Here is a 23,116-nt window from a genome sequence, read left to right as displayed (position 1 = left end):
CGTCCGATGTGATCGCGGTCACTATGGCTGAGGGGGGAGGTCGTGCACAACGGTGGGGTCACCGACGTACCACCCACGACGGAGTCTCGGAGTCTCGGATGAACCTGGCGGAGAACCTCGACCGGACCGCGCGCACGCGCGGCCGGTTCGCTGCCGTCACCCTCGAGGACTCAGCGACCAGCTTCGGCGAGGTCGACTGGTGGAGCCGTCGGGTCGCCGGGTTCCTCGCGGCCCGGGGCGTGCGGACCGGTGACCGGGTGGCGCTGGTCCTGCCCGACGTGCTCGAGTACGCCGCCCTCTACTACGGCATCCTGCGGCTCGGGGCCGTGGTGGTGCCGCTGAGCCCGTTGCTCGGCGAGCGGGGCCTGCACCACCACCTGCAGGACGCCGACGTCACCGCGGTCGTCGCGTGGAGCGGCCTGCGGTCCTCCGTGGAGTCGGCGGCCGGTTCCTTAGGGGTCGTGGTCTGGCTGCTCGGGCCCGGCGGGTTCCCCGAGCTGCTCGGCGACGCGCGCGCCCTCGACCTGATCGAGCCGCGGACCTCCGACGACACGGCGGTGATCGCCTTCACCGCCGGCACGACCGGGGAGCCGCTGGGCGCCGCGCTGACCCACGGCAACGTGGTGCGCAACTGCGAGTTCGTCGTCAACGACCTGGTGCAGCTGACCTCCGACGACGTCGTCCTCGCGGGCCTGCCCCTGACCCACGCGTTCATGCAGACCGCCGGGCTCAACGCGGCGGTCCGCGCCGGCGCCGGGCTGGTCCTGCTCACCCGGCTCGACGGCGCGAGCGCGCTGCGGGCCCTGCGCGACCACGGGGTCACGGTCCTGGCCGGCGGCCCCCAGGTGTTCGAGGCGCTGCTGCGCGAGCCGCAGCGGCACGACCTCGACGCGTCGCGGCTGCGGGTCGGGCTCTGCGAGGGCGCGGCCCTGCGGGTCGACGTCCTGCTGGGCTTCGAGGAGGCCTTCCACTGCCTGGTCCTCGAGGGCTACGGGCTCGCCGAGACCTCGCCGCTGGCCTCCTTCAACCGCATGGACCGCCGCCGGGTCGGCTCGATCGGTGTCGCGGTCAACGGCGTCGCGCTGCGCGTGGTCGACGAGGTCGGCCGCGAGGTCGCCGACGGCGAGCCGGGCGAGATCGTCGTGCGCGGCCACAACGTCATGCAGGGCTACCACGGGCGCGCCGACGCGACCGCCGCGTCGATCATCGACGGCTGGTTGCGCACCGGCGACGTGGGCGTCAAGGACGAGGACGGCTTCTTCTACGTCGTCGACCGCATCGACGACCTCATCGTCCGCGACGGACGCACGATCTACTCCCGCGAGGTCGAGGACGTGCTCCACGAGCACCCCGACGTCGAGCTGGCCGCGGTGATCGGCATCCCGCACCCGGGCCTGGGTGCCGAGGTCCACGCGGTCGTCGTCCTGCGGTCCGGCGCGAGCGCCACCCCCGCCGAGCTGCAGGCCTTCGTCCGCGAGCGCCTGGCCCCCCACCAGTACCCCCGGGAGGTCCACGTCGTCACCGAGATCCCCCGGTCGTCCAACGGCAAGATCCTCAAACGCGCTATTCGACTGGAGAGCCGAGCATGAGCGTCCCCGATGCACGCAGTCCCATCCTGCAGGTCAAGGACCTCGTCGTGACCTACGGCGGGGTGGTCCAGGCCCTGAGGGGCGTCAACCTCTCGGTCGAGCAGGGGGCCGTCGTGGCCCTGCTCGGCAGCAACGGCGCCGGGAAGACGACCCTGCTGCGCACCCTCTCCGGCACCCTGCGCCTGCACAAGGGCAAGGTCGAGTCCGGCGAGGTCCTCTACCGCGGCACCAACCTCAAGGGTCGCGACCCCGCCCAGTGCGTGTCGAGCGGGTTGGTCCAGGTCCCCGAGGGGCGCCGGATCTTCACCCGCCTCACGGTCGAGGAGAACCTCAAGGCCGGAGGGCTCGGGGTCCGTTACCGCGCCGAGCGCGCCGCCGACATGCAGCGCGTCTACGACATGTTCCCGGTCCTGTCCGAGCGTCGGACCCAGCGCGGGGGACTGCTCTCGGGCGGCGAGCAGCAGATGCTCGCCATCGGCCGCGGCCTGATGTCGCGTCCCCAGCTGCTGCTGCTCGACGAGCCGTCCCTCGGGCTCGCACCGCGCATCATCGGCCAGATCGGCGAGGTGATCCGCGAGATCAACCGCCAGGGCACCTCCGTGCTGCTGGTCGAGCAGAACGCGACCATGGCCCTCGGCGTCGCCGACGACGCCTTCGTCCTCGACGTCGGCACCGTCTCCTTGTCGGGCTCGGCCACCGAGCTCGCGGAGTCCGACGCGGTCCAGCGCCTCTACCTCGGTCACGGGGCCGAGGAGGGCACCACGCGGCCCCTGGAGGCCGCCCACACCAAGAAGCTGACGAGGTGGACGCCATGAGCACCACGCCGACCGGCACCACCGGCACCACCGGCCCGTCCGGCCCGTCCGGCCCGGCCGGGGTCGACCTCCGCGACGACCTCGAGACGCTGAGCGTCGACCACGTCACCGTGGAGTTCGGAGCGCTCAAGGCGCTCTCCGACGTGTCCTTCACCGTGCGCCCGGGCACCGTCCACGCGGTCATCGGGCCCAACGGTGCCGGCAAGTCGACGATGTTCAACGTGCTCTCGGGCGTCTACAAGGCGTCGTCGGGCGAGGTACGACTGGGTGACACCGTGATCAGCGGGATGCGCCCGCACAAGATCGCCCACCTCGGTGTGGCCCGCGCCTTCCAGAACATCGCTCTCTCCGGCGCCCAGACGGTCGGCGAGAACCTCATGCTCGGCCGGCACGGCCTGACTCGCGCCGGGTTCCTCGCAGCCGGGCTGCGGCTGCCGTCCGCGACGCGCGAGGGACGCCGTCACGGCGAGCGCGTGCGCGAGATCGCCGAGTTCCTCGAGCTCGGCGACAAGTTCCACACCCCCGTCGGCGTGCTGTCGTACGGCGACCAGAAGCGGGTCGAGGTGGCGCGCGCGCTGTGCACCGAGCCGCGCCTGCTGCTGCTCGACGAGCCCGTGGCCGGCATGAACGCCGAGGAGACCGAGCGCATGGCCCGCGCGGTGCTCGAGATCCGCGACGCGCTCGGCATCTCCGTGGTCCTGGTCGAGCACGACATGGGAATGGTCATGAGCATCGCCGACCGCGTCACCGTCCTCGACTTCGGGCGGCTCATCGCCGACGGCACACCCGCCGAGACCCAGGCCGACCCCGAGGTCATCCGCGCCTACCTCGGCTCCGGTGACGAGGTCGGCCCCGGCCACGCGGCGCCCGACGCCGACCCGGTCCACCACGAGGAGAAGTCCCAGTGACCCAGTTCCTGTCCCTGCTGCTCAACGGCCTGTCGTTGGGCGCGGTCTACGCGCTCATCGCCCTGGGCTTCGTCATCATCTTCAAGGCCAGCGAGGTCGTGAGCTTCATGCAGGGCTCGCTGCTGCTCCTCGGCGCCTACCTCGCGGCCCGCTTCGACGACACCCTCGGCTTCTGGGGTGCCGCCGCGCTCGGCATCGTGGGCTCCGCGGTCGCCGCGATCCTGGTCGAGCGCCTGCTCATCAACCGCCTGCGCGGCGCACCGGTGATCAGCCTGGCGATCCTCACCATCGGCGTCGACCTCATCATCATCACCGAGCTCACCCGCCGCATCGGCTCCGACATCCTCAACGTCGGCCACCCGTGGGGCGGTGACTCGATCTCGCTGGGAGGCGTCGGCCTGACGACCAACAGGGCCCTGGCCATCGTCGTGGCCGGCATCCTGATCGGCGCCTTCTTCGTGACCTTCAAGTTCTCCAGCTGGGGCATCTCGATGCGCGCCGTCGCCGAGGACGGCGAGGCGGCGGCCCTGATGGGCATCCGCCGTGGCCGGGTCTCGATGGTGGCCTGGATGGTCGCCGGGGTCCTGGCCGCCGTCGCCGGGCTCTTCGCGGTGGGGTCCCCGACACCGGGGGTGACCCCCGCGGTGGCCACCGTCGCGCTGGCGGCGCTGCCCGCAGCCATCCTCGGCGGCCTCGACTCGACCTTTGGTGCCCTCGTCGGAGGGCTCCTGATCGGCGTCGCCGAGGCCATGTCCGCCGGCTACCAGGACCAGATCGCCTTCCTGGGACGCGGGTTCGGTGACGTCGTGCCCTACGTGGTCATGGTCGCCGTGCTGCTGATCCGTCCGTCCGGACTCTTCGGAACAAGGGAGACCACTCGTGTCTGAGGCCATCGCCGTCCGTGAACGGCCCGCGACCGGCACCCGCCGACAGACCGGACGGGGCGTCGGCGCCGCCAGCCGCCTGGTCGTCGGGCTCGCGCTGCTCGTGGTGCTGCTCGCGCTGCCCCTCTACGTCGAGGAGTTCTGGCTGCGCACCGGGTTCGCCGTCTTCGGCGCCATCATCGGCGCGGTCGGGCTCAACCTGCTCGTCGGCACCACCGGTCAGCTCTCGCTCGCGCACGCCTTCTTCCTGGCGGTCGGTGCCGTGACCTACACCTACCTGTCGGGCGAGCCCGGCGGCACCGCCAACCCCTACGGCGGGCAGAGCCTGCCGCCGCTGGTCGGCATGGTCGCCGGCGTGCTCGTCGCCGGTCTGGCCGGGCTGCTGTTCAGCCCGATCGCGGCCCGCCTGCGCGGCATCTACCTCGGCATCGCGTCGCTCGGCCTGGTGTTCATCGGTGACCACGTGCTCAACACGTGGAGCTCGGTGACCGGTGGCTTCAACGGCCGGCTCGTGCCGTCGTTCTCCCTCTTGGGCTTCACCTTCGACAGCACCGACTCACCGCCTCTCACCGTCCTCGGCGTCCCCTTCGGGCAGGCCGAGCGGCTCTGGTACCTCGGCCTGGTGCTCTGCATCGGCGCCTGCTGGTTCGCCGCCAACCTGATCCGCTCGCGGCCCGGTCGCGCGCTGCAGACCGTGCGCGACAGCGAGGTGGCGGCCTCGGTGATGGGCGTCAACGTCCGCGACTACAAGGCCAAGGCGTTCCTGGTCTCCTCGATGTACGCCGGCCTGGCCGGCGTCCTGTACGCCCTGTCGATCGGCTCCGTGGCCCCCGAGTCCTTCGGGCTCGTGCTCTCGGTGCAGTTCCTCGCGATGATCGTGCTCGGCGGACTGGGCTCGGTCTGGGGCTCGGTCCTCGGGGCGACCTTCGTGAGCGCGCTGCCGCTGGTCTTCCAGCAGTACGCCGGCTCGCTGCCGTTCATCGTCGAGCCGGGCCAGCCCGGCATCGGCGCGAGCCAGGCGGCGGCCTTCCTCTACGGCCTGGCCATCATCCTGGTCGTCCTCTTCGAGCCCGGCGGTCTCGTCGGACTCGTGCGCCGCCTGCGGCCCTCCCCACGTGCACCGGGGGCTGCGTCCGCAGCCACCCCCGGTGGCGAGCACCAACCGAACACCTCACCGGCGCGAGCCGACACGTCAACTCCAGGAGACAAGCGATGAAGACAACCACGAAGCGCGGGGCGGTCGCCCTGGTGTCGGCGGCCATGGTGCTGGCGGCGTCCGGGTGCAGCACCAAGGAGTCCGACACCGCCACGACCACGCAGGGCGGCGTCAAGGTCGGCCGTGGCATCGAGGGCGACACCATCACCCTCGGTGCCCTCACCGACCTGACCGGTGTCTTCGCCGCGCTCGGCAAGGACATCACCCAGGCGCAGGCGCTGTACTGGAAGAACCAGAACGCCGGCGACAAGATCTGCGGCAAGTACACCGTCAAGGAGACGGTCAAGGACCACGGCTACGACACCCAGCGCGGCATCCAGCTCTACAGCTCGATCCACAACGACGTGCTGGCCCTGGAGCAGACCATCGGCTCGCCGATCAACACCGGGCTGCTGCCGCAGTTCGCCACCGACAAGATGGTCAACATCCCCGCCGCCTGGGCGCAGTCGCTGACCGAGAGCCCCGAGATCACGATGGTCGGTGCGACCTACGAGGTCGAGATGATCAACGCCCTCGACTACCTGCTGCAGGAGGGCAAGATCAAGGAGGGCGACAAGATCGGCCACATCTACTTCGAGGGTGAGTACGGCGAGGGCGGCCTGGCCGGCTCGAAGTACTTCGCCGAGCAGCACGGCATGACGGTCGTCGAGCAGCAGATCCAGCCGACCGACACCGACATGACCGCCCAGGTGACCAAGCTCAAGGCCGACGGGGTCAACGCCATCGCGATCACCGTGGCCCCCGGGCAGACCGCCTCGGTCGCCGGCGTCGCGGCCTCCGCGGGCCTCAACGTCCCGATCGTGGGCAACAACCCGGTCTTCGCCCCGGCGCTGCTCGACACCCCCGCCGGCCCGCCGCTGATCGCCAACCTCTACGTCGCCTCGCCGGTCGCGCCGTTCGACGCGCAGCCCGACCTGCTCAAGGCCTACCAGGCCGAGTACCCGGGCGACCCGACGCTGGGTGTCGTCTTCGGCACCGCCGCGGCCGACACGATGCGCCAGATCCTTGACAAGGCCTGCGAGAACGGCGACCTGACCCCCGAGGGCGTGCTGGCCGCCAAGGACGAGATCGGCACCGTCGACACCGGTGGCCTCGCGGTCCCGCTGACCTTCGAGGTCGGCAAGTCGCCCAGTGACGCCAGCTACATCTTCCGCGCCGCGGACGTGCCCGGTGGCGCCAAGAGCGTCTCCGACCAGTTCGTCGGCGACGACGTGGCCGGGTTCGAGGGCAGCTGACCCACCCGCACCACCTCCGCTCGACCCGTCGGCCCGGACCAGCACGGTCCGGGCCGACGTGCGTCCCGGAATATCCGGCCGCGTCCGGGCGATGTGCCTGACATGACACTGAACCCGACCACGGCTCCCCAGACCATCGGACTCATCGGCGCCGGCAACATCGGCGGCACCATCGCCCGTCTCGCCGTCGCGGCCGGCCACGACGTCGTCCTCAGCAACAGCCGCGGGCCCGAGACCCTCGCCGACCTCGTCGCCGAGCTCGGCCCCCGGGCCCGTGCCGCGACCCCGGCCGAGGCCGCCGCGGCCGGCGACGTCGTCGTCGTGACCGTGCCGCTCAAGGCCTACCGCGAGGTGCCGGTCGAGCCGCTGGTCGGCAAGGTCGTCATCGACACCAACAACTACTACCCCGAGCGGGACGGCCAGATCCCCGAGCTCGACGACGAGTCGACCACGACCTCCGAGCTGCTCCAGGCGCACCTGCCGCAGTCCCACGTCGTCAAGGGCTTCAACAACATCTACTTCGAGCACCTGCGCACCCTCGCGCGTCCCAGCGGCGACCCCGAGCGCAGCGCCCTGCTGATCGCCGGTGACGACGCCGGCGCCAAGGCGACGGTGGCGGCCTTCCTCGACTCCATCGGTTACGACGCCCACGACGTCGGCCCGCTGGCCGAGGGCTGGCGCTACCAGCGCGACACGGCCGCCTACGCCGCGGCGTACGCCGAGGACGGCGACTTCACCAAGCCCCGCCGCGCGACCCCCGAGCACCTCGACGCGCTGCTGGCCGCGTCGAAGCGCTACCGCGACATGGCCTGACCCGGACGTACGGGTGTCGGGTGGCCGGTCGCTAGCATCGACCGACCGCCCGTCGTCCCACCGAAAGGTCCCCACGTGTCCGAGATCAAGGTCGTCCGCATCCACGCCGGTGAGCGTGAGGAGCAGACGGCGACGACCGGCACCAAGGCCTGGCAGCTGTACGCCGACGACGCCGACGTCATCGCCGCGCGGGTCGGTGGCCAGCTCAAGGACCTCTCCTACGAGCTCGCCGACGGCGACGAGGTCGAGGGCGTCACCCTCGACAGCCCCGACGGCCACGACATCCTGCGCCACTCCACGGCCCACGTGATGGCCCAGGCCGTGCAGGACCTGTTCCCCGAGGCCAAGCTCGGCATCGGTCCGCCGATCGTCGACGGCTTCTACTACGACTTCGACGTGCCCACGCCGTTCGTGCCCGAGGACCTCGACAGGATCGAGACCCGGATGCGCAAGATCGTCAAGGAGGGTCAGCGCTTCGAGCGCCGCGTCACCACCGACGCCGACGCGCTCGACGAGCTCAAGGACGAGCCCTACAAGCTCGAGCTGATCGGCCTCAAGGGCAGCGGCAGCAGCGACGACGCCGCCGAGGGCGCGTCGGTCGAGGTCGGGGCCGGTGAGCTGACGATCTACGACAACGTCAACCCACGCTCCAAGGAGACCGTGTGGTCCGATCTGTGCCGCGGACCGCACCTGCCCACCACCAAGCGGATCCCGGCGTTCAAGCTCATGCGCTCGGCGGCGGCGTACTGGCGCGGTGACGAGAAGAACAAGCAGCTGCAGCGCATCTACGGCACCGCGTGGGAGTCCAAGGAGGCCCTGGAAGCTCACCTCGACCGCATCGCCGAGGCCGAGAAGCGCGACCACCGCAAGCTCGGGCGCGACCTCGACCTCTTCAGCTTCCCCGACGAGATCGGCTCGGGCCTGCCGGTCTTCCACCCCAAGGGCGGCGTGATCAAGCGCGAGATGGAGGACTACGTCCGCCAGCGCCACATCGAGGAGGGCTTCGACTACGTCGGCACGCCCCACATCTCGAAGGAGGGCACCTTCCACCTCTCGGGGCACCTGCCCTACTACGCCGATGGGATGTTCCCGCCGATGGAGTTCGAGGGTGCCAACTACTACCTCAAGGCCATGAACTGCCCCATGCACAACCTGATCTTCAGGTCGCGCGGGCGGTCCTACCGTGAGCTGCCGCTGCGCCTGTTCGAGTTCGGCCACGTCTACCGCTACGAGAAGTCCGGCGTGATCCACGGCCTGACCCGGGTGCGCGGCTTCGCCCAGGACGACTCGCACTCCTACGTGACCGAGGAGCAGGCGCCCGGCGAGATCAAGCACCTGCTCGACTTCGTCCTCGGGCTGCTGCGCGACTTCGGCCTCGACGACTTCTACCTCGAGCTGTCGACGCGCGACGGCTCCAAGCCCGACAAGTTCGTCGGGTCGCAGGAGCAGTGGGACAACGCGACCGAGGTGCTGCGCGCGGCGTGCGAGGAGTCCGGGCTCGAGCTGGTCCCCGACCCCGGCGGCGCGGCGTTCTACGGGCCCAAGGTCTCGGTGCAGGCCAAGGACGCGATCGGCCGGACCTGGCAGATGTCGACGATCCAGTACGACTTCAACCAGCCGCAGGGCTTCGACCTGCAGTACCAGGCCGCCGACGGCACCCGCAAGCAGCCGGTGATGATCCACTCGGCCAAGTTCGGGTCGATCGAGCGGTTCCTCGGCGTGCTCGTCGAGCACTACGCCGGCGCCTTCCCCCCGTGGCTGGCCCCCGTGCAGGTCACGGCGATCCCGGTCGCCGAGTTCGCCGCCGACTACCTGCACGACGTCGCACGCCGGATGAAGGCCCAGGGGCTGCGCGTCGAGGTCGACGACTCCGACGACCGCTTCCAGAAGAAGATCCGCAACGCCCAGCTGCAGAAGGTCCCCTTCATGATGATCGCCGGCAACGACGACATCGAGGCGGGAGCGGTGTCCTTCCGCTACCGCGACGGCCGCCAGGACAACGGCGTGCCGATCGAGGAGGCCATCGCCCGGGTCACCACCGCCGTCAACGCCAGGGAGCAGGTATGACCGAGTCACTGCAGGAGACCGTCACCGAGACCGTCACCGAGACCGTCGAGGTCGAGCAGGGCAGCGTCGACATCCGGCTGGCCGTCACGGCCGAGGACGTCGTGGCCGCCGCCCACCTGTTCGAGCACGAGCTGCAGCCGACCGCCGTGCGCCGGTTCCTCGGCGACTCCAGCCACCACCTCATGCTGGCGTGGGACGGCGACCGCCCGGTCGGCATGGTCGTGGTGATCGAGATGACCTACCCCGACCGCGGCACCGAGATGTTCCTCTACGACATGCGCGTCGACGACGACTACCGCGGCCGCGGGATCGGGCACGCGATGCTCGACCGGCTCGAGTCGCTGGCCACCGACACCATGTGCGGGGCCGTGTGGGTCGTGACCGGGACCGGAGACAAGAACGCCGGTGCCCGAGCGACCTTCAGCAGCCGCGGCGCCGACGAGGACCGCGAGCGGGTCCGCTACTCCTGGCGGATCGAGAACACGTAGCGCCGGCACGGCGAGACCAGCGTGCGCCCGCCCGAGACGACCTCATAGGGCAGCGCTCCCTCGTCGCGCCAGCCGCGACGCTCGTAGAAGCGGCGCGCCCGCGCGTTGCCCTCGACGACCGCCAGCCAGGCCTCGTCGTGCCCGGCCGCGGCCACCCGGCGTACGGCGTGGTCGAGCAGGACCTCGGCGACTCCGCTCCCGCGGTGTCCGGCGGCGACGTAGACCTGCTCGACCTCGTCGCCGACCACCATCGTGAAGCCGGCGACCGCCCCGTCGACCTCGGCCACCGTCGTGTCGCCCACGCGCCCCGGCACCCGGGCGTGGAACTCCCCGACGGTGCGCGACGCCGTGAGCTCGTCGGGCACGTGGCCGGGGTGGGCGTCGTGCCACCCGGCGTGCCACAGGTCGGCGATCGCGCTCATGTCGTCGGGGGTCGCAGGCCGCAGGGTGCTCACGGCGCGACCGTACGCCGATCGGGCGACACGGTGGTGAGTTTCGTGACGCTCCCTGGCGCGTCGTACGAGGACCGTCAGCCCACGGTGGTCGAGGAGGTTGCGCTAGCAACCGTCACGAGACCCACCAGCCGGTGGTGCAGGGTCAACTCGGCCACGTCGGCTGGGGTGAGGCGGTCTCGTGACCCTCCCTAGCGGGAGCTCCTCGACCACCGTGTGGTGGCGTCGTACGCCGACCGGTCCACCCGACCGCGGGTGCCGGACGGCCGGCGCGGATGACTACCCTCGACGGCATGCCTCGGACCATCGCCACCGCCACCCGGGTCGAGCTCGACGAGCTCCTCGACTTCGTCCGCCCCCGTCACCGTTTCGTGCTGGTCACGCGGCGCAAGGACGGCAGCCCGCAGGCCAGCCCGGTCAGCGGGGGAGTCGACGAGCAGGGGCGCCTGGTGATCTCGACCTACCCCGAGCGCGCCAAGACGGCCAACGCCCGGCGCGACCCGCAGGTCACGGTGCTGGTGCTGAGCGACGAGTTCGACGACGCCTACGTGCAGGTCGACGGCACGTGCGAGGTCATCGACCCGCCCGACTCGGTCGAGCCGCTGGTCGACTACTACCGCTGCATCGCCGGCGAGCACCCCGACTGGGACGAGTACCGCCAGGCCATGCGCGACCAGGGCAAGTCACTGCTGCGCATCACGCCGACGCGGTGGGGGCCGGTCGCGACCGGAGGGTTCCCAGCGCGCCTGGCCGACTGAGGCGTCCGCTCACGACTCCACGCGACGGCGTACGCCGGCGAGCACGTCGGTCAGCACCGCCAGCTCGGCGGTGGTGAGGTCGTCGAAGACGAGCTCGCGCACCAGGCGCGCGTGCGCGGGGGCCGCCGTCCGGATGGCGGCCAGACCGGCCGCGGTGACGACCGACCAGGCGCCGCGGCCGTCGTCGGTGCACTCCTCGCGGGCGACCAGCCCGCGACCCTCCATGCGGCGCAGGTGGTGCGAGAGGCGGCTGCGCTCCCAGGCCAGCCGCGCGGCGAGGTCGCCGACCCGCAGCCGGCGGTCGTCGGCCTCGCTGAGTGCGACCAGGACGTCGTAGTCGCTCAGCGAGAGACCCGACTCCTGCAGGGCACGGTTGAGCGCCGCGGGCAGCGACGTGCCGAGGGCGATCCAGTGCCGCCACGCCTGCTGCTGCGCGGCGGACAGCCACGGGGAGTCCTGGGTCATGGCACGAGCGTAGCGGAATAGTTGACGTGTCACCTAAGTTGGGAGCATCATGACCACCATGAAGCTCGACCCGCAGATCGACGTCCGGCGCTCCGCTGACCGCTTCGCCAGCCGGTTCGGCTGGCTCGACAGCAAGCACTCCTTCTCCTTCGGGCACCACCACGACCCCGCCAACACCCACCACGGCCTGCTGCTGGTCAACAACGACGACATCGTCGACGCCGGCACCGGGTTCGACACCCACCCGCACCGCGACATGGAGATCGTCACCTGGGTGATGAAGGGGTCCCTGGTCCACCAGGACTCCACCGGCCACAGCGGCCTGATCTACCCCGGCCTGGCCCAGCGGATGAGCGCCGGCCGCGGCATCCTGCACTCGGAGAAGAACGACTCGTGGCGCCTGCAGGGCAACACCCACGAGGAGCCCGTCCACTTCGTGCAGATGTGGGTCGTGCCCGACGAGGGCGGCATCGAGCCCGGCTACGAGCAGCTCGAGATCGACGCCGACCTGATGAGCGGCTCGCTGGTCCCGGTCGCCTCGGGGATGCCCGAGCACGCCGGCAACGCCGCGATCCGCATCCGCAACAAGTACGCCGCCCTGCACGCCGCCCGGCTGGAGCCCGGCCAGGCCGTCGAGCTGCCCGAGGCGCCGTACCTCCACCTGTTCGTGCCGCGCGGTGCGGTCACCCTCGAGGGGGCGGGCCCGCTGGCCACCGGCGACGCCGTCCGCTTCACCGCCACCGGCGGCCAGCGCGTCACCGCCACCGAGCCCGCCGAGATCCTGGTGTGGGAGATGCACGCCGGCATCGCCGCCTGACCCCTCCCGACCAGCCGCAGACCAGCCGCACACCAGCCGCAGACCAGCCGAAGGAGACACGTCATGACCGCACCCGACCTGACCGCGATCGAGGCCGAGCGCGCCCGCATCCGCGAGACCCACCTGCGACCCGCGGGGGAGCGGCCCGCGTCGTCGGCGCGCGGCCTGCACCACACGGCCCTGATCAGCAGCGACGTCGAGACGACCGTCCGGTTCTACCAGGACCTGCTGGAGTTCCCGCTCACCGAGCTCATCGACAACCGCGACTACCCGGGCTCGTCGCACTTCTTCTTCGACATCGGCAACGGCAACCTGCTGGCCTTCTTCGACTTCCCCGGTCTCGACGTCGGCCCCTACGCCGAGGTGCTCGGCGGGCTGCACCACTGCGCCATCTCCGTCGACCCGGTCCACTGGGAGCGGCTGGTCGGCAAGCTCGAGGCGGCCGGAGTCGAGCACGTCGTGCACAGCGGGGTCTCGGTCTACTTCCGCGACCCCGACGGCGCCCGCATCGAGCTGATCGCCGACCCGCTGGGCGAGATGTACGGCGAGCACGTCCTCTGACCCACGCTGGTCGAGGTGCGACGAGCGCCAGCGAGGAGCCTCGAGACCGCCGCAGGTGCCGGTCGACCCGACCTGCCCTTGCGGTGGTCTCGAGACGCGTCGCTCACCAGCGTCGCTTCGCTCCGCGGGGGAGCCGACGCTCCTCGACCTGGCCGGCGAGGTGGCCGCGGGTCGACCCGACCGCCCGAGCAAGCTCGTGCGTCGGCTCGCCCGCGCCCGGCCGGCACAAAGTTACTGAGACGTAATGTCGCGCTAACTCTTTACCCGGACACCGTGTCGCACTAACGTTGTGGGAGTTCGCTCCCGACGACGAGAGGTGACTCCCGAGATGACCAGCACGCTGGAGCCCACGACCACCGCCCACGCCAAGGCCGGCGACCCGCACCTCACCTACGAGGAGCGGCTGCGCACGCTGAGCCGGGCGTCGGTCGAGCAGCACTTCGACGCGTTCGTCGACATCGACTGGGACAACCCCGACTTCGCCATCGACCCCACCGACGAGCGGTGGATCCTGCCCGAGATCGACGTCCTCGGCGGCCACCCGTGGTACCGCGGGCTGCCCAAGGACGAGCAGATCCGCATCGGCCTGTACCGCCAGGCCAACGTCACCAAGGTCGGCCTGCAGTTCGAGCAGATCCTCATCGCCGGGCTGATGAACTACGCGCTGGCCCTGCCCAACGGCTCGCCGGAGTTCCGTTACTCCACGCACGAGGCGACCGAGGAGTGCCACCACACCCAGATGTTCCAGGAGTTCGTCAACCGCTCCGGCCAGCAGGTCCAGGGCGGCTCACGGTTCTTCCGCACCCTGGGCCCGGTGCTGCCCCTGGCGGCGCGCCTGGTGCCGTTCGCGTTCTTCTACGGCGTCCTGGCCGGCGAGGAGCCGATCGACCACGTGCAGAAGAGCGTCCTGCGTGCCGGCGACGACATGCACCCGCTGCTGCAGCGCATCATGCAGATCCACGTGGCCGAGGAGGCCCGCCACATCGGCTTCGCCCACCAGTACCTCGAGCACCACGCGCCCAGGCTCAAGCGCAGCGAGCGCGCGGCGCTGTCGTTGATCGTGCCGGTGATCATGAAGTGGCTGTGCAACGAGATCCTGGTGCCGAGCAAGCAGGCCCAGCGCGACATGGGCATCCCCGACTCGGTGATGAAGGACCTGTACTGGACCAACCCGGAGTCGCAGAAGTTCCTGCGCGACCTGTTCGGCGACGTCCGGATGCTCGCCGACCAGACCGGCATCATGAACCCCGTCTCGCGCCGCCTGTGGCGCGCGCTCGGCATCGACGGTCGCAGCTCGCGCTTCCGCAGCCAGCCCGCGTCCGCCGCGGCCTGAGCCCCGGGCCACTCCGACATGGCCTACGTCGTCACGCAGTCGTGCTGCGCCGACGCCTCCTGCGTCATCGCGTGCCCGGTCAACTGCATCCATCCCGCGCCCGGTGAGCCCGGCTTCGCCGAGGCCGAGATGCTGTACGTCGACGCGACGGCCTGCGTCGGGTGCGGCGCCTGCGCGACGGCGTGCCCGGTCGACGCGATCAAGCCCGACTCGGTCCTCACGCCCGACGAGCAGCCGTTCGTCGCGATCAACGCCGACTACTACGACTGCTTCCCCCACCGCGACCGCACCCCGCTGTCGGTGGTGACCAAGCAGCGCCGGCTCACCCGCCCCGGTCCGTTCCGGGTCGCGGTCGTCGGGGCCGGACCGGCCGGGCTCTACACCGCCGACGAGCTGCTCAAGCACCCCGAGATCGCCGTCGACGTCTACGACCGGCTGCCCACGCCGTACGGACTGGTGCGGGCCGGGGTCGCCCCCGACCACCAGCACACCAAACGGGTCGAGAAGCTGTTCCGGGCCATCGAGGAGCAGCCCGGCTTCCGCTACTTCCTCGGGCTCGAGGTCGGGCGCGACCTGACGCTGGCCGACCTCGAGGCGCAGTACGACGCCGTCGTCTACTCCGTGGGGGCGAGCGCCGACCGCAGCCTCGGCATCGAGGGCGAGCGGCTGCGCGGCTCGCTGTCGGCCACCGACCTCGTCGGCTGGTACAACGGCCACCCCGAGAAGGTCGACCTCGACGTCCCGCTCGCCCACCCCTCGCGCCGGGCGGTCGTCGTCGGCAACGGCAACGTCGCGCTCGACGTCGCCCGCATCCTCGCCCTCGACCCGGCAGGCCTCGAGCAGACCGACATCGCCGACGGCGCCCTGGCGGCGCTGCGCGACAGCGACGTGCGCGAGGTCGTCGTCCTCGGCCGGCGCGGCCCCGCCGACGCCGCCTTCACGATGCCCGAGCTGGTCGGCCTCGCCGGTCTGGCCGAGCGCGGTGACCTCGAGGTCGTCGTCGACACCGGGGGAGTCCCCCTCGGCACCGGCACCCGCAAGCTCGAGGTGCTCGGCCGGCTCGCCGCGCGACCCGCCGTCCCCGGCGCGCGCCGGATCGTGCTGCGCTTCCACACCCGCCCGACGCGCGTCCTCGGCGACGACGCCACCGGCGTGACGGGGGTCGAGGTCGACCGCGACGGCACCACCGAGGTGCTCGAGGCCGGACTCGTCCTGCGCGCCATCGGCTACCACGGCCGACCCGTCGCCGACCTGCCCTACGACGAGGCCACCGGCACCGTGCCCCACGACGCCGGCCGGGTCCGACCGGGCGTCTACGTCGCCGGGTGGGTCAAGCGCGGGCCGACCGGCTTCATCGGCAGCAACAAGTCGTGCGCCGAGGGCACCGTCTCGACGATCCTCGACGACCTCGACGCCGGCCTCCCGACGCCCGTCGGCACGCTGGAGTCGATCGCCGCGGTGGTGGCCGGACGCCGTCCCGACCTCGTCGACCTGGCCGGCTGGCGCGCCATCGACGCCGAGGAGCGACGCCGTGGTGAGCACCGCTCTCGCCCACGCGCCAAGATCGTCGACGTCGCCGAGATGCGCCAGGTCGCCCACGCCCGGGTCACGGCGTCCGACCAACGCGACTACCCTTCGCTGAGGCGGCTCGTCAAGGGGTTCGGGAGCCGCTCCCGAGGGTCGACACGATGAGGTGACATGGGGCAGCAGGACGGCCGTCAGGCTCGCTGGGACAAGCACAACGAGGAGCGGCGCGCCCAGATCCTCGACGCCGCGGTCGCCGTCATCGACGAGGGCGAGCCCGGGGCCGAGTTCCACGTCCAGCAGATCGCGGCGCGTGCGGGGCTCAACCGCACGGTCGTCTACCGCCACTTCGACGACCGCGCCGACCTCGACCGCGCCATCCGCGCCCACATCTCCGACGACCTCACGGCCGGCCTGATCCCCGAGGTCTCCCTCGACGGCACGATCAACCAGATCATCCGGCGCGTCGTCACCTCCTACGTCGACTGGGTCGTCGAGCACCCGGCGGCCCACGCGTTCGCTGCCCAGGAGCTGTCCGGGCCCTTCGAGCAGGGCACCGACCGCATCGCGACCGCCGTCAACGACATCCTCCAGCTCGCGATCACGCTGCTGGGCGTCGACCTCGACGACGACGAGCAGGCCCTGGTCGACCCCCTGGCCCACGGCCTGGTCGGCGCGGTCTTCGGCGCCGTACGCCGCTGGGTCTCGCGCGAGCAGCGCGCCCCCGAGGCCAAGGCGCTGGTCGACCTGCTCTCGCAGTCGGTCTGGAACCTCCTCGACGGCCACGCCCGCCGCCTGGGTCTCAGCCTCGACCCCGACCTGGCGCTGGCCGACCTGCTGCCCGCCGTCACACCCACCGTCACCGCCGACGGCACCGGCTCGTGAGCCTCGAGCAGGACGGCGTGGGCGAGCCCGACGGGCTCGACCGCCTCTGGACGCCGCACCGGATGGCCTACATCCGCGGTGAGAACAAGCCGGCCGACGACTCCGCGCCTCAATGCCCGTTCTGCCGGATCCCGGGGCTCGACGACGCCGCCGGTCTCGTCGTACGCCGGGGGAGCCTGGCGTTCGCCGTGCTCAACCTCTACCCCTACTCGCCGGGGCACCTGATGGTCTGCCCCTACCGGCACATCGCCGACTACACCGACACCACCGACGACGAGGCCGCCGAGATCGCCGACCTCACCCGGCAGGCCATGCGCACCGTCCGCGCCGTCTCGGGCGCCGGGGGCTTCAACGTCGGGATGAACCAGGGGCCGGTCGCCGGCGCCGGCATCGCCGCCCACCTGCACCAGCACGTCGTGCCCCGCTGGCCCGGCGACCAGAACTTCATGCCGATCATCGGCCGGACCCGGGTGCTGCCCGAGCTGCTCACCGACACCCGCGACCTGCTGGCCGGGGCGTGGGTGGGCGCCTCCGCGGTGTGAGCGCGGCACGGCTTCAACTCACCGTTCGAGTCACTTCCCCACCGGTCCACGGGTGGGGAGGTCGCCGTCACGGTGAGTCACATGCGGGCGGCGGCGGGCGGTCAGCGACGCTTGGGGTTGGTCTCGATGATCGAGGAGCTCTCGCCCGCGGCCTTGTCGCGCTTGTCGGCGCGCTTCTCCTTCAGAGACTTCGCGGACTTCTTGGTCATTCCTTGACGAGGCGACTTGTCGCTCATGTGGGATCTCTCTGATGGAGAGCCTGGACGGCTCCGTGACCCGACAGTAGCCCCCGGCCGTGCATCCCGCCGGGCACCGGCGCCCGGGTCGACATGCCCTAGCCTGACGCGCGTGCTGCAGACGAGCGTCCTGGACCGGTTCAAGGACTTCTGGCAGGGCGTCGTGCTCCTGCCCGTGGTCCGTCTCTTCATCCGGCTGGGCATCAGCCCGGACACGGTGACGTTCGTCGGCACGGTCGGGGTCTGCGCGGGTGCCCTGGTGTTCTTCCCGACCGGCCACCTGCTGACCGGCGTGCTGGTCATCACCGCCTTCGTCTTCAGCGACCTCGTCGACGGCAAGATGGCGCGCGAGACGGGCCGCAGCTCCGCGTTCGGCGCCTTCTGGGACTCCACCCTCGACCGCTTCGGCGACGGCGCGATCTTCGCCGGCCTGGCCCTCTACTACGCCGGCCCCGGTGACTCCTACCTCTACGAGTGCGTCTCGCTCTACTGCCTGGTGATGGGCTCGATCACCTCCTACGCCCGGGCGCGCGCCGAGTCGCTCGGCATGGACGCCAAGGGCGGCATCGCCGAGCGCGCCGACCGCCTGGTGCTGATCCTCGTCGCGGCGGGGCTCTCGGGCCTGCTCGACCTGCCGGTCCTCGTCGAGGTCGCCCTGTGGATCCTGGCGTTCGCCAACACCTACACGGTCGTCTTCCGGATCCGGAAGGTCCACCGCCAGGCCGTCGCCCTCGACGCCGGCACCGGTCCCACCCCGCCGGGTGGGACCGGTGCTCCCGAGACCCCCTGACCGCCGTACGATCGTGGTCATGAGCGACGGCACCGACGACACCACCCCGACCACCCCCGGCACCGGCACCTCGCGGGTCAAGCGCGGCATGGCCGAGATGCTCAAGGGCGGCGTCATCATGGACGTCGTCACCGCCGAGCAGGCCAAGATCGCCGAGGACGCCGGCGCGGTGGCCGTGATGGCCCTCGAGCGGGTCCCCGCCGACATCCGCGCCCAGGGCGGCGTCAGCCGGATGAGCGACCCCGACATGATCGACTCGATCATCGACACCGTCTCGATCCCGGTCATGGCCAAGGCCCGCATCGGCCACTTCGTCGAGGCGCAGGTGCTGCAGAGCCTCGGCGTCGACTACATCGACGAGTCCGAGGTGCTGACCCCGGCCGACTACGCCCACCACATCGACAAGTGGGCCTTCACCGCCCCGTTCGTGTGCGGCGCCACCAACCTGGGCGAGGCGCTGCGCCGCATCACCGAGGGGGCGGCGATGATCCGGTCCAAGGGCGAGGCCGGCACCGGCGACGTCTCCAACGCCGTCACCCACATGCGCACCATCCTCGGCGAGCTGCGACGCCTCTCGTCGCTGACCCCCGACGAGCTCTACGTCGCCGCCAAGGAGCTCCAGGCCCCCTACGACCTCGTCAAGGAGGTCGCCGGCACCGGCCGGCTGCCCGTCGTGCTCTTCACCGCCGGCGGCATCGCCACCCCGGCCGACGCCGCGATGATGATGCAGCTCGGTGCCGACGGCGTGTTCGTCGGCTCGGGCATCTTCAAGTCCGGCAACCCCGCCCAGCGCGCCGAGGCCATCGTCAAGGCCACGACCTTCTACGACGACGCCGACATGGTCGCCAAGGTCTCGCGCGGCCTGGGCGAGGCCATGGTCGGCCTCAACGTCGAGGAGATCCCGCAGCCCCACCGCCTGGCCGACCGCGGCTGGTAAGGCCCCGCCTCCCTCGTGCAGCGTCCCGCGATCGCGGCCCTCGCCGCGGTCGTGCTCACGGCCGCGGCGGGCGTCGTCCTGCTCGTCGTCGGTCCTGGCGCCGACGACGACTCCGCCACCTCGCAGCGCCGCGACGCCCCGACGGCGTTGGGCGAGCTCGTCGAGACGGCCTCGGGCCCGGTCCGCGGCATCTCCGACGGCACGGTCCGCTCCTGGCTCGGCCTGCCGTACGCCGCCCCGCCGACGGGTCCGCTGCGCTGGCGGGCGCCCCGCCCCGCGGCCCCGTGGGACGGCGTGCGCGACGCCTCGGCGCTGGGCAGCCCCTGCCTGCAGCCCGAGCAGTACACCTTCGGGGCCAAGGACCTGGTCCAGCGCCCGGGCTCGTCGGAGGACTGCCTCTACCTCAACGTCGTGCGACCCGACGACGACGACCGCGACCTGCCGGTCGTGGTGTGGCTGCACGGCGGCGGGTTCTTCGCCGGCAACGGCGGCACCGCCGCGACCGAGGCCGACGCCCTGGTCGAGCGGGGGATCGTGCTGGTCAGCGTCAACTACCGCCTCGGGCGCCTCGGCTTCTTCGCCCATCCCTCGCTGCGCGAGGACGTCGCCAACTTCGGGCTCCTCGACCAGGTCGCTGCGCTGCGCTGGGTGCGCGCCAACATCGCGGCCTTCGGCGGCGACGCCGGCAACGTCACCGTCGCCGGGGGGTCGGCCGGGGCGATGTCGGTCAACGCGCTGATGTCGATGCCGCTGGCCCGCGGGCTCTTCGAGCGCGCGATCAGCCAGTCCGCCCCGAGCGACTCCCGCGCGCTGAGCCTGGGCTCCGCGCGCGAGCGCGGCGCCGAGACCTTCCCGGGGATGAGCCCCGCGCAGCTGCGGGCGCTCCCGGCGCGTGACCTGCTCTCCTCGACCTTCAACACGCTCTCCGGCGACGCGCCGATCGTCGACGACGTGCTCCCCGAGCCGTCGGCGGCCGCGTTCGCCGCCGGGCGCGAGGCCGCCGTGCCCTACTTGCTCGGCACGACCGCCGACGAGTTCTCCGACGACGACTACCGCTCCTTCGGCGTCGACCCGCAGGCCCTGCGCGCCACCCTCGGCGGACCGCGCCACGACACCCTCGTCGCGGCGTACGGCGACCGTGGGACCTACGACGCCGAGGTGCTCGACGACCTCGTCTTCGACCTGCCCGGCATCGTGCGTGCGGCCAGCCACGGACGCCGGGCGCCCACCTTCCGCTACGTGTTCCGGGCCACCGGCTACTCCGGGCACGGGGCCGAGGGTGGCTACGTCTTCGACACCGTCGACGACGGCCCCGACCGGGCGCTCTCCGACGCCGTCGCGGACTACTGGGTCGCCTTCGCGCGCACCGGCCGTCCCGAGGTGCCCGGCCTGCCCAGGTGGCCCGAGGCCGACAGCGACGGTGGCTCGGCGTACCTCTCCCTCGCGCCGCGCGGTCCTCGGCCCTACCGGCAGGACCCGCACCTGGCCCGCCTGGGCGCCCTGCGCGGCGCGTTGTCGTGAGCCTGCGACCCCACCGCGCCCAAACCCCAGGGAACTTGCGACCTTCTTGAGGTTGAGCGGCACCTTGCGTTGCAGGGGCCTTCAACTCCGCGCGATGTAGTACTCCCAGCAAGCCAGACACCAGGGCCTCCGGCCCGGTCCGCGGACGACGCCCGTCACCGCGATCTCCCCACCGAGTGTCCGGGTCGCCGACGACGTCCGCCGTCCTCGACGTACCGGTCTCGTCACCTTGAGAAGGAACCGACATGAACAAGACCACCAAGGGTGCTTTCGCCGCCTCCGCCGCCGCTGTCCTCCTGCTCGGTGGCGCCGGCTCGCTCGCGTACTGGACCGACAACGCCTTCGTCGACGGCGGCTCGATCACGGCCGGCACGCTCGACATCGCCGCCGGCACCTGCGACACCGACTGGACCTACGCCGGCTCGAAGGTCGGCACCGGCAAGGTCACGCTCTTCGTCCCCGGCGACGTGGTCACCAAGAAGTGCACCTTCACGATCGCGGCCACCGGCGACAACCTCAAGGCCAGCGTCGCGGCTCCTTCGTCGCTCGACGTCACGGGCAGCAAGACCGGCAGCTCGCTCTCCATCTCCACCGCCGCGAGCTACACCCTCACCAAGGGCACCGCCTCCAAGACGATCGCCAACGGCGGCACCATCACGTCGGCCGACGACGCCAGCACCCTGACCGCGACCTTCGTCGCCACCATCCCCTTCGGCACCGACGAGACCGCCGGCACCAAGGTCAACGCCAACGACACCCAGGCGATCACCGCGACGCTCAACCGCCTCACCGTGTCGCTGACCCAGCTGAACCCGAACGCCTGACCTGCCACCGGAGTCCCGCGCCATGACGACCATCGAGGCCCCGAGCCGCCACCGGGCCAAGGTTCACGTCCCCGCCGGTGACGGCCCGGTCAGGTGGCTGCTGCGGGTCCTGGCCTGGATGCTGATCCTGGCGTGCACCGCGGTGCTCGCGGCTGCGGTGCTGGTCCCGAGGCTCGCCGGCGCCACGCCGTACACGATCCTCACCGGTTCGATGGCGCCCGGGATGCCGCCCGGCACCCTGGTCGTGGTCAAGCCGGTCGACACCACCACGATCCCCGTCGGCGCGGTCGTCACCTACCAGCTCGAGTCGGGCAAGCCCACCGTCGTCACCCACCGGGTCGTCGCCACCCGCACCACCGTGCTGGGGGAGCGGGAGTACCAGACGCAGGGCGACGCCAACGACGTCGCCGACGAGAAGTGGGTGCGGCCCGAGCAGATCCGCGGTCAGCGCTGGTACTCCGTGCGCGGGCTCGGCCGGCTCAACACCGTGCTGTCCGGCCACTCGCGCCAGCTGCTCGTCTACGGTGCCGCGGGTGCCCTGGTCGTCTACGCCGGCGCCATGTTCGCCGGCGCCGGACGTCAGCGCCTGCGCGGCCGGAGCGCCTGATGCGTCGCGCGGCCTTCGCCGCGGCCGGAGCCGCCGTGCTCCTGGGCGCGGTCAGCGCACCGGCTCACGCCGACCGCGACGACGCGATCGGCCTGAGCACCGACGGGGTCCACTGGGCCCCCGACCTGGTCGACCCGCTGTTCGACGCGGACCTGCGCTGGGTCCCCGGTGACGAGCGGACGGCGACGTTCTACGTGCGCAACGAGCGGCCCGACCTCGGTGACCTGAGCGTCTCGGTCGACCGCGTCGTCTCCGACACCCTGCGGGCCACGGGCTGGCTGGCGGTCTCGGCGCGCGCCGGCGACCAGCCCTGGGTCTCCATCACCGACGGCGGCTCGCACGAGCTGGTCGACCAGGACGACGTCGCCTCCGACGAACCGGTCACGGTCCAGGTCCGCGTCGCGATGAGCACCGACGCGCCCAACGACACCATGGTGCTGGGGACCGACCTCGACTTCTCGGTCCGCCTCACCGACGCCACCGCGGTCCTCGACGACTCGGGATCGATCGGCGGCGGCGCCGGCGGTGGGACCGGCGGGTCCGCCGGGGGAGGAGCCGGGGGCACCGGCACCCCGGACGACCCCCAGAGCGCGGCCGGGTTCCTGCCCGGCACCGGGTCGGAGGTGCCGCTGTGGTTGCCCCCGCTCGCGCTGCTGCTCCTCGGGAGCGGGAGCTACCTCGTGGTCCGCTCCCGGCGTCACGACGACGAACCCGAGGTCCCTTGCGCGGATCTTGCGGATCAGCACCTGCCGGCTTGAGGCGCCGTCCCTAACGTCGTCCTCGACGCTGCACCTGTGGCACCCGCTGCACCTCCACTGCACCCCTGGCCCCCCACGGCCCCCGCTCCCA

General features: G+C 71.7%; 25 protein-coding genes. 22 read left to right on the top strand and 3 right to left on the bottom strand.

What is annotated here, in order from left to right; all coding sequences use genetic code 11:
• The first annotated feature begins 98 nt into the window (after positions 1–98).
• The 9 genes from FZC61_RS15250 to FZC61_RS15210 all read left to right on the top strand — a co-directional run bounded on the left by FZC61_RS15250 (position 99) and on the right by FZC61_RS15210 (position 10,015).
• Positions 99–1,589, top strand: a complete 1,491-nt coding sequence (locus FZC61_RS15250) for an AMP-binding protein (protein ID WP_148615037.1) — start codon at positions 99–101, stop codon at positions 1,587–1,589.
• The gene (locus tag FZC61_RS15245; RefSeq protein ID WP_211357273.1) at positions 1,586–2,404 is read left to right on the top strand and encodes an ABC transporter ATP-binding protein; all 819 of its coding nucleotides are present in this window, start codon (positions 1,586–1,588) and stop codon (positions 2,402–2,404) included. Before FZC61_RS15250 ends, FZC61_RS15245 begins: the two co-directional genes overlap by 4 nt.
• Positions 2,401–3,312, top strand: coding sequence for an ABC transporter ATP-binding protein (locus tag FZC61_RS15240; RefSeq protein ID WP_148615036.1), 912 nt, complete (start codon positions 2,401–2,403; stop codon positions 3,310–3,312). Before FZC61_RS15245 ends, FZC61_RS15240 begins: the two co-directional genes overlap by 4 nt.
• Positions 3,309–4,199 carry a branched-chain amino acid ABC transporter permease gene (locus tag FZC61_RS15235; RefSeq protein WP_148615035.1) on the top strand — a complete coding sequence of 297 codons (891 nt, stop codon included), beginning with the start codon at positions 3,309–3,311 and terminating at the stop codon, positions 4,197–4,199. Before FZC61_RS15240 ends, FZC61_RS15235 begins: the two co-directional genes overlap by 4 nt.
• Entirely contained in the window at positions 4,192–5,412 is a 1,221-nt protein-coding gene (locus FZC61_RS15230) for a branched-chain amino acid ABC transporter permease (protein ID WP_148615034.1), read from the top strand. Before FZC61_RS15235 ends, FZC61_RS15230 begins: the two co-directional genes overlap by 8 nt.
• Positions 5,409–6,647 (top strand): ABC transporter substrate-binding protein, encoded by a 1,239-nt coding sequence (locus FZC61_RS15225; RefSeq protein ID WP_148615033.1) that lies wholly within the window; start codon positions 5,409–5,411, stop codon positions 6,645–6,647. The genes FZC61_RS15230 and FZC61_RS15225 overlap by 4 nt, the downstream gene beginning before the upstream one ends.
• Before the next feature lie 102 nt (positions 6,648–6,749).
• A complete protein-coding gene (locus FZC61_RS15220) occupies positions 6,750–7,460 on the top strand; it encodes an NADPH-dependent F420 reductase (protein WP_148615032.1) in 711 nt (236 codons plus the stop codon).
• A gap of 75 nt (positions 7,461–7,535) precedes the next feature.
• Positions 7,536–9,527 carry a threonine--tRNA ligase gene (gene thrS, locus FZC61_RS15215; RefSeq protein ID WP_148615031.1) on the top strand — a complete coding sequence of 664 codons (1,992 nt, stop codon included), beginning with the start codon at positions 7,536–7,538 and terminating at the stop codon, positions 9,525–9,527.
• The gene (locus tag FZC61_RS15210; protein ID WP_148615030.1) at positions 9,524–10,015 is read left to right on the top strand and encodes a GNAT family N-acetyltransferase; all 492 of its coding nucleotides are present in this window, start codon (positions 9,524–9,526) and stop codon (positions 10,013–10,015) included. Before thrS ends, FZC61_RS15210 begins: the two co-directional genes overlap by 4 nt.
• On the opposite strand, the gene FZC61_RS15205 is transcribed toward FZC61_RS15210, so the two are convergent.
• Positions 9,988–10,470: a GNAT family N-acetyltransferase gene (locus tag FZC61_RS15205; protein WP_246142718.1), complete on the bottom strand. Its 483-nt coding sequence runs from the start codon at positions 10,468–10,470 to the stop codon at positions 9,988–9,990. The two genes, FZC61_RS15210 and FZC61_RS15205, sit on opposite strands and share 28 nt — an antisense overlap.
• Before the next feature lie 290 nt (positions 10,471–10,760).
• Between FZC61_RS15205 and FZC61_RS15200 the strand changes: the two genes are divergently transcribed.
• Entirely contained in the window at positions 10,761–11,225 is a 465-nt protein-coding gene (locus FZC61_RS15200; protein ID WP_148615029.1) for a PPOX class F420-dependent oxidoreductase, read from the top strand.
• A gap of 9 nt (positions 11,226–11,234) precedes the next feature.
• Here the strand turns inward: FZC61_RS15200 and FZC61_RS15195 are convergent, their stop codons facing one another.
• The gene (locus tag FZC61_RS15195) at positions 11,235–11,690 is read right to left on the bottom strand and encodes a MarR family winged helix-turn-helix transcriptional regulator (protein ID WP_148615028.1); all 456 of its coding nucleotides are present in this window, start codon (positions 11,688–11,690) and stop codon (positions 11,235–11,237) included.
• Between the two features lie 49 nt (positions 11,691–11,739).
• Between FZC61_RS15195 and FZC61_RS15190 the strand changes: the two genes are divergently transcribed.
• The 6 genes from FZC61_RS15190 (at position 11,740) to FZC61_RS15165 (ending at position 17,352) form a co-directional block, all read left to right on the top strand.
• Positions 11,740–12,507, top strand: a complete 768-nt coding sequence (locus FZC61_RS15190) for a pirin family protein (protein ID WP_148615027.1) — start codon at positions 11,740–11,742, stop codon at positions 12,505–12,507.
• A 63-nt stretch (positions 12,508–12,570) separates the two neighbouring features.
• Positions 12,571–13,068 (top strand): VOC family protein, encoded by a 498-nt coding sequence (locus tag FZC61_RS15185; protein ID WP_148615026.1) that lies wholly within the window; start codon positions 12,571–12,573, stop codon positions 13,066–13,068.
• Between the two features lie 328 nt (positions 13,069–13,396).
• A complete protein-coding gene (locus FZC61_RS15180) occupies positions 13,397–14,401 on the top strand; it encodes an AurF N-oxygenase family protein (protein WP_148615025.1) in 1,005 nt (334 codons plus the stop codon).
• Positions 14,402–14,419: 18 nt separating this feature from the next.
• Complete coding sequence (locus tag FZC61_RS15175; RefSeq protein ID WP_148615024.1) at positions 14,420–16,093, top strand: FAD-dependent oxidoreductase; 1,674 nt, start codon at positions 14,420–14,422, stop codon at positions 16,091–16,093.
• Between the two features lie 6 nt (positions 16,094–16,099).
• Positions 16,100–16,810 carry a TetR/AcrR family transcriptional regulator gene (locus FZC61_RS15170; RefSeq protein WP_148615023.1) on the top strand — a complete coding sequence of 237 codons (711 nt, stop codon included), beginning with the start codon at positions 16,100–16,102 and terminating at the stop codon, positions 16,808–16,810.
• Positions 16,811–16,872: 62 nt separating this feature from the next.
• The gene (locus FZC61_RS15165; RefSeq protein WP_148615205.1) at positions 16,873–17,352 is read left to right on the top strand and encodes an HIT family protein; all 480 of its coding nucleotides are present in this window, start codon (positions 16,873–16,875) and stop codon (positions 17,350–17,352) included.
• 101 nt (positions 17,353–17,453) lie between these two features.
• Here FZC61_RS15165 and FZC61_RS23950 read toward each other — a convergent pair whose 3' ends face one another.
• The gene (locus FZC61_RS23950; RefSeq protein WP_281289829.1) at positions 17,454–17,588 is read right to left on the bottom strand and encodes a hypothetical protein; all 135 of its coding nucleotides are present in this window, start codon (positions 17,586–17,588) and stop codon (positions 17,454–17,456) included.
• Between the two features lie 112 nt (positions 17,589–17,700).
• On the opposite strand from FZC61_RS23950, the gene pgsA reads away from it, so the two are divergent.
• The 6 genes from pgsA to FZC61_RS15135 all read left to right on the top strand — a co-directional run bounded on the left by pgsA (position 17,701) and on the right by FZC61_RS15135 (position 23,025).
• The gene (gene pgsA / locus FZC61_RS15160; RefSeq protein ID WP_246142716.1) at positions 17,701–18,378 is read left to right on the top strand and encodes a phosphatidylinositol phosphate synthase; all 678 of its coding nucleotides are present in this window, start codon (positions 17,701–17,703) and stop codon (positions 18,376–18,378) included.
• A 19-nt stretch (positions 18,379–18,397) separates the two neighbouring features.
• Positions 18,398–19,315 (top strand): pyridoxal 5'-phosphate synthase lyase subunit PdxS, encoded by a 918-nt coding sequence (gene pdxS, locus FZC61_RS15155; protein ID WP_148615021.1) that lies wholly within the window; start codon positions 18,398–18,400, stop codon positions 19,313–19,315.
• Positions 19,316–19,330: 15 nt separating this feature from the next.
• On the top strand, positions 19,331–20,836 hold the full coding sequence (locus FZC61_RS15150) for a carboxylesterase/lipase family protein (RefSeq protein WP_148615020.1): 1,506 nt from the start codon (positions 19,331–19,333) through the stop codon (positions 20,834–20,836).
• A 245-nt stretch (positions 20,837–21,081) separates the two neighbouring features.
• Entirely contained in the window at positions 21,082–21,660 is a 579-nt protein-coding gene (locus FZC61_RS15145) for an alternate-type signal peptide domain-containing protein (protein ID WP_148615019.1), read from the top strand.
• Positions 21,661–21,682: 22 nt separating this feature from the next.
• Positions 21,683–22,267 carry a signal peptidase I gene (locus FZC61_RS15140; RefSeq protein WP_148615018.1) on the top strand — a complete coding sequence of 195 codons (585 nt, stop codon included), beginning with the start codon at positions 21,683–21,685 and terminating at the stop codon, positions 22,265–22,267.
• Positions 22,267–23,025 (top strand): hypothetical protein, encoded by a 759-nt coding sequence (locus FZC61_RS15135; RefSeq protein WP_148615017.1) that lies wholly within the window; start codon positions 22,267–22,269, stop codon positions 23,023–23,025. The genes FZC61_RS15140 and FZC61_RS15135 overlap by 1 nt, the downstream gene beginning before the upstream one ends.
• The last annotated feature ends 91 nt before the right edge of the window (positions 23,026–23,116 follow it).

The sequence above is a fragment of the Nocardioides rubriscoriae genome, from assembly GCF_008087085.1.
Classification (GTDB): Bacteria; Actinomycetota; Actinomycetes; order Propionibacteriales; family Nocardioidaceae; genus Nocardioides; species Nocardioides rubriscoriae.
This window is presented reverse-complemented; position numbering and strand designations above follow the sequence as displayed.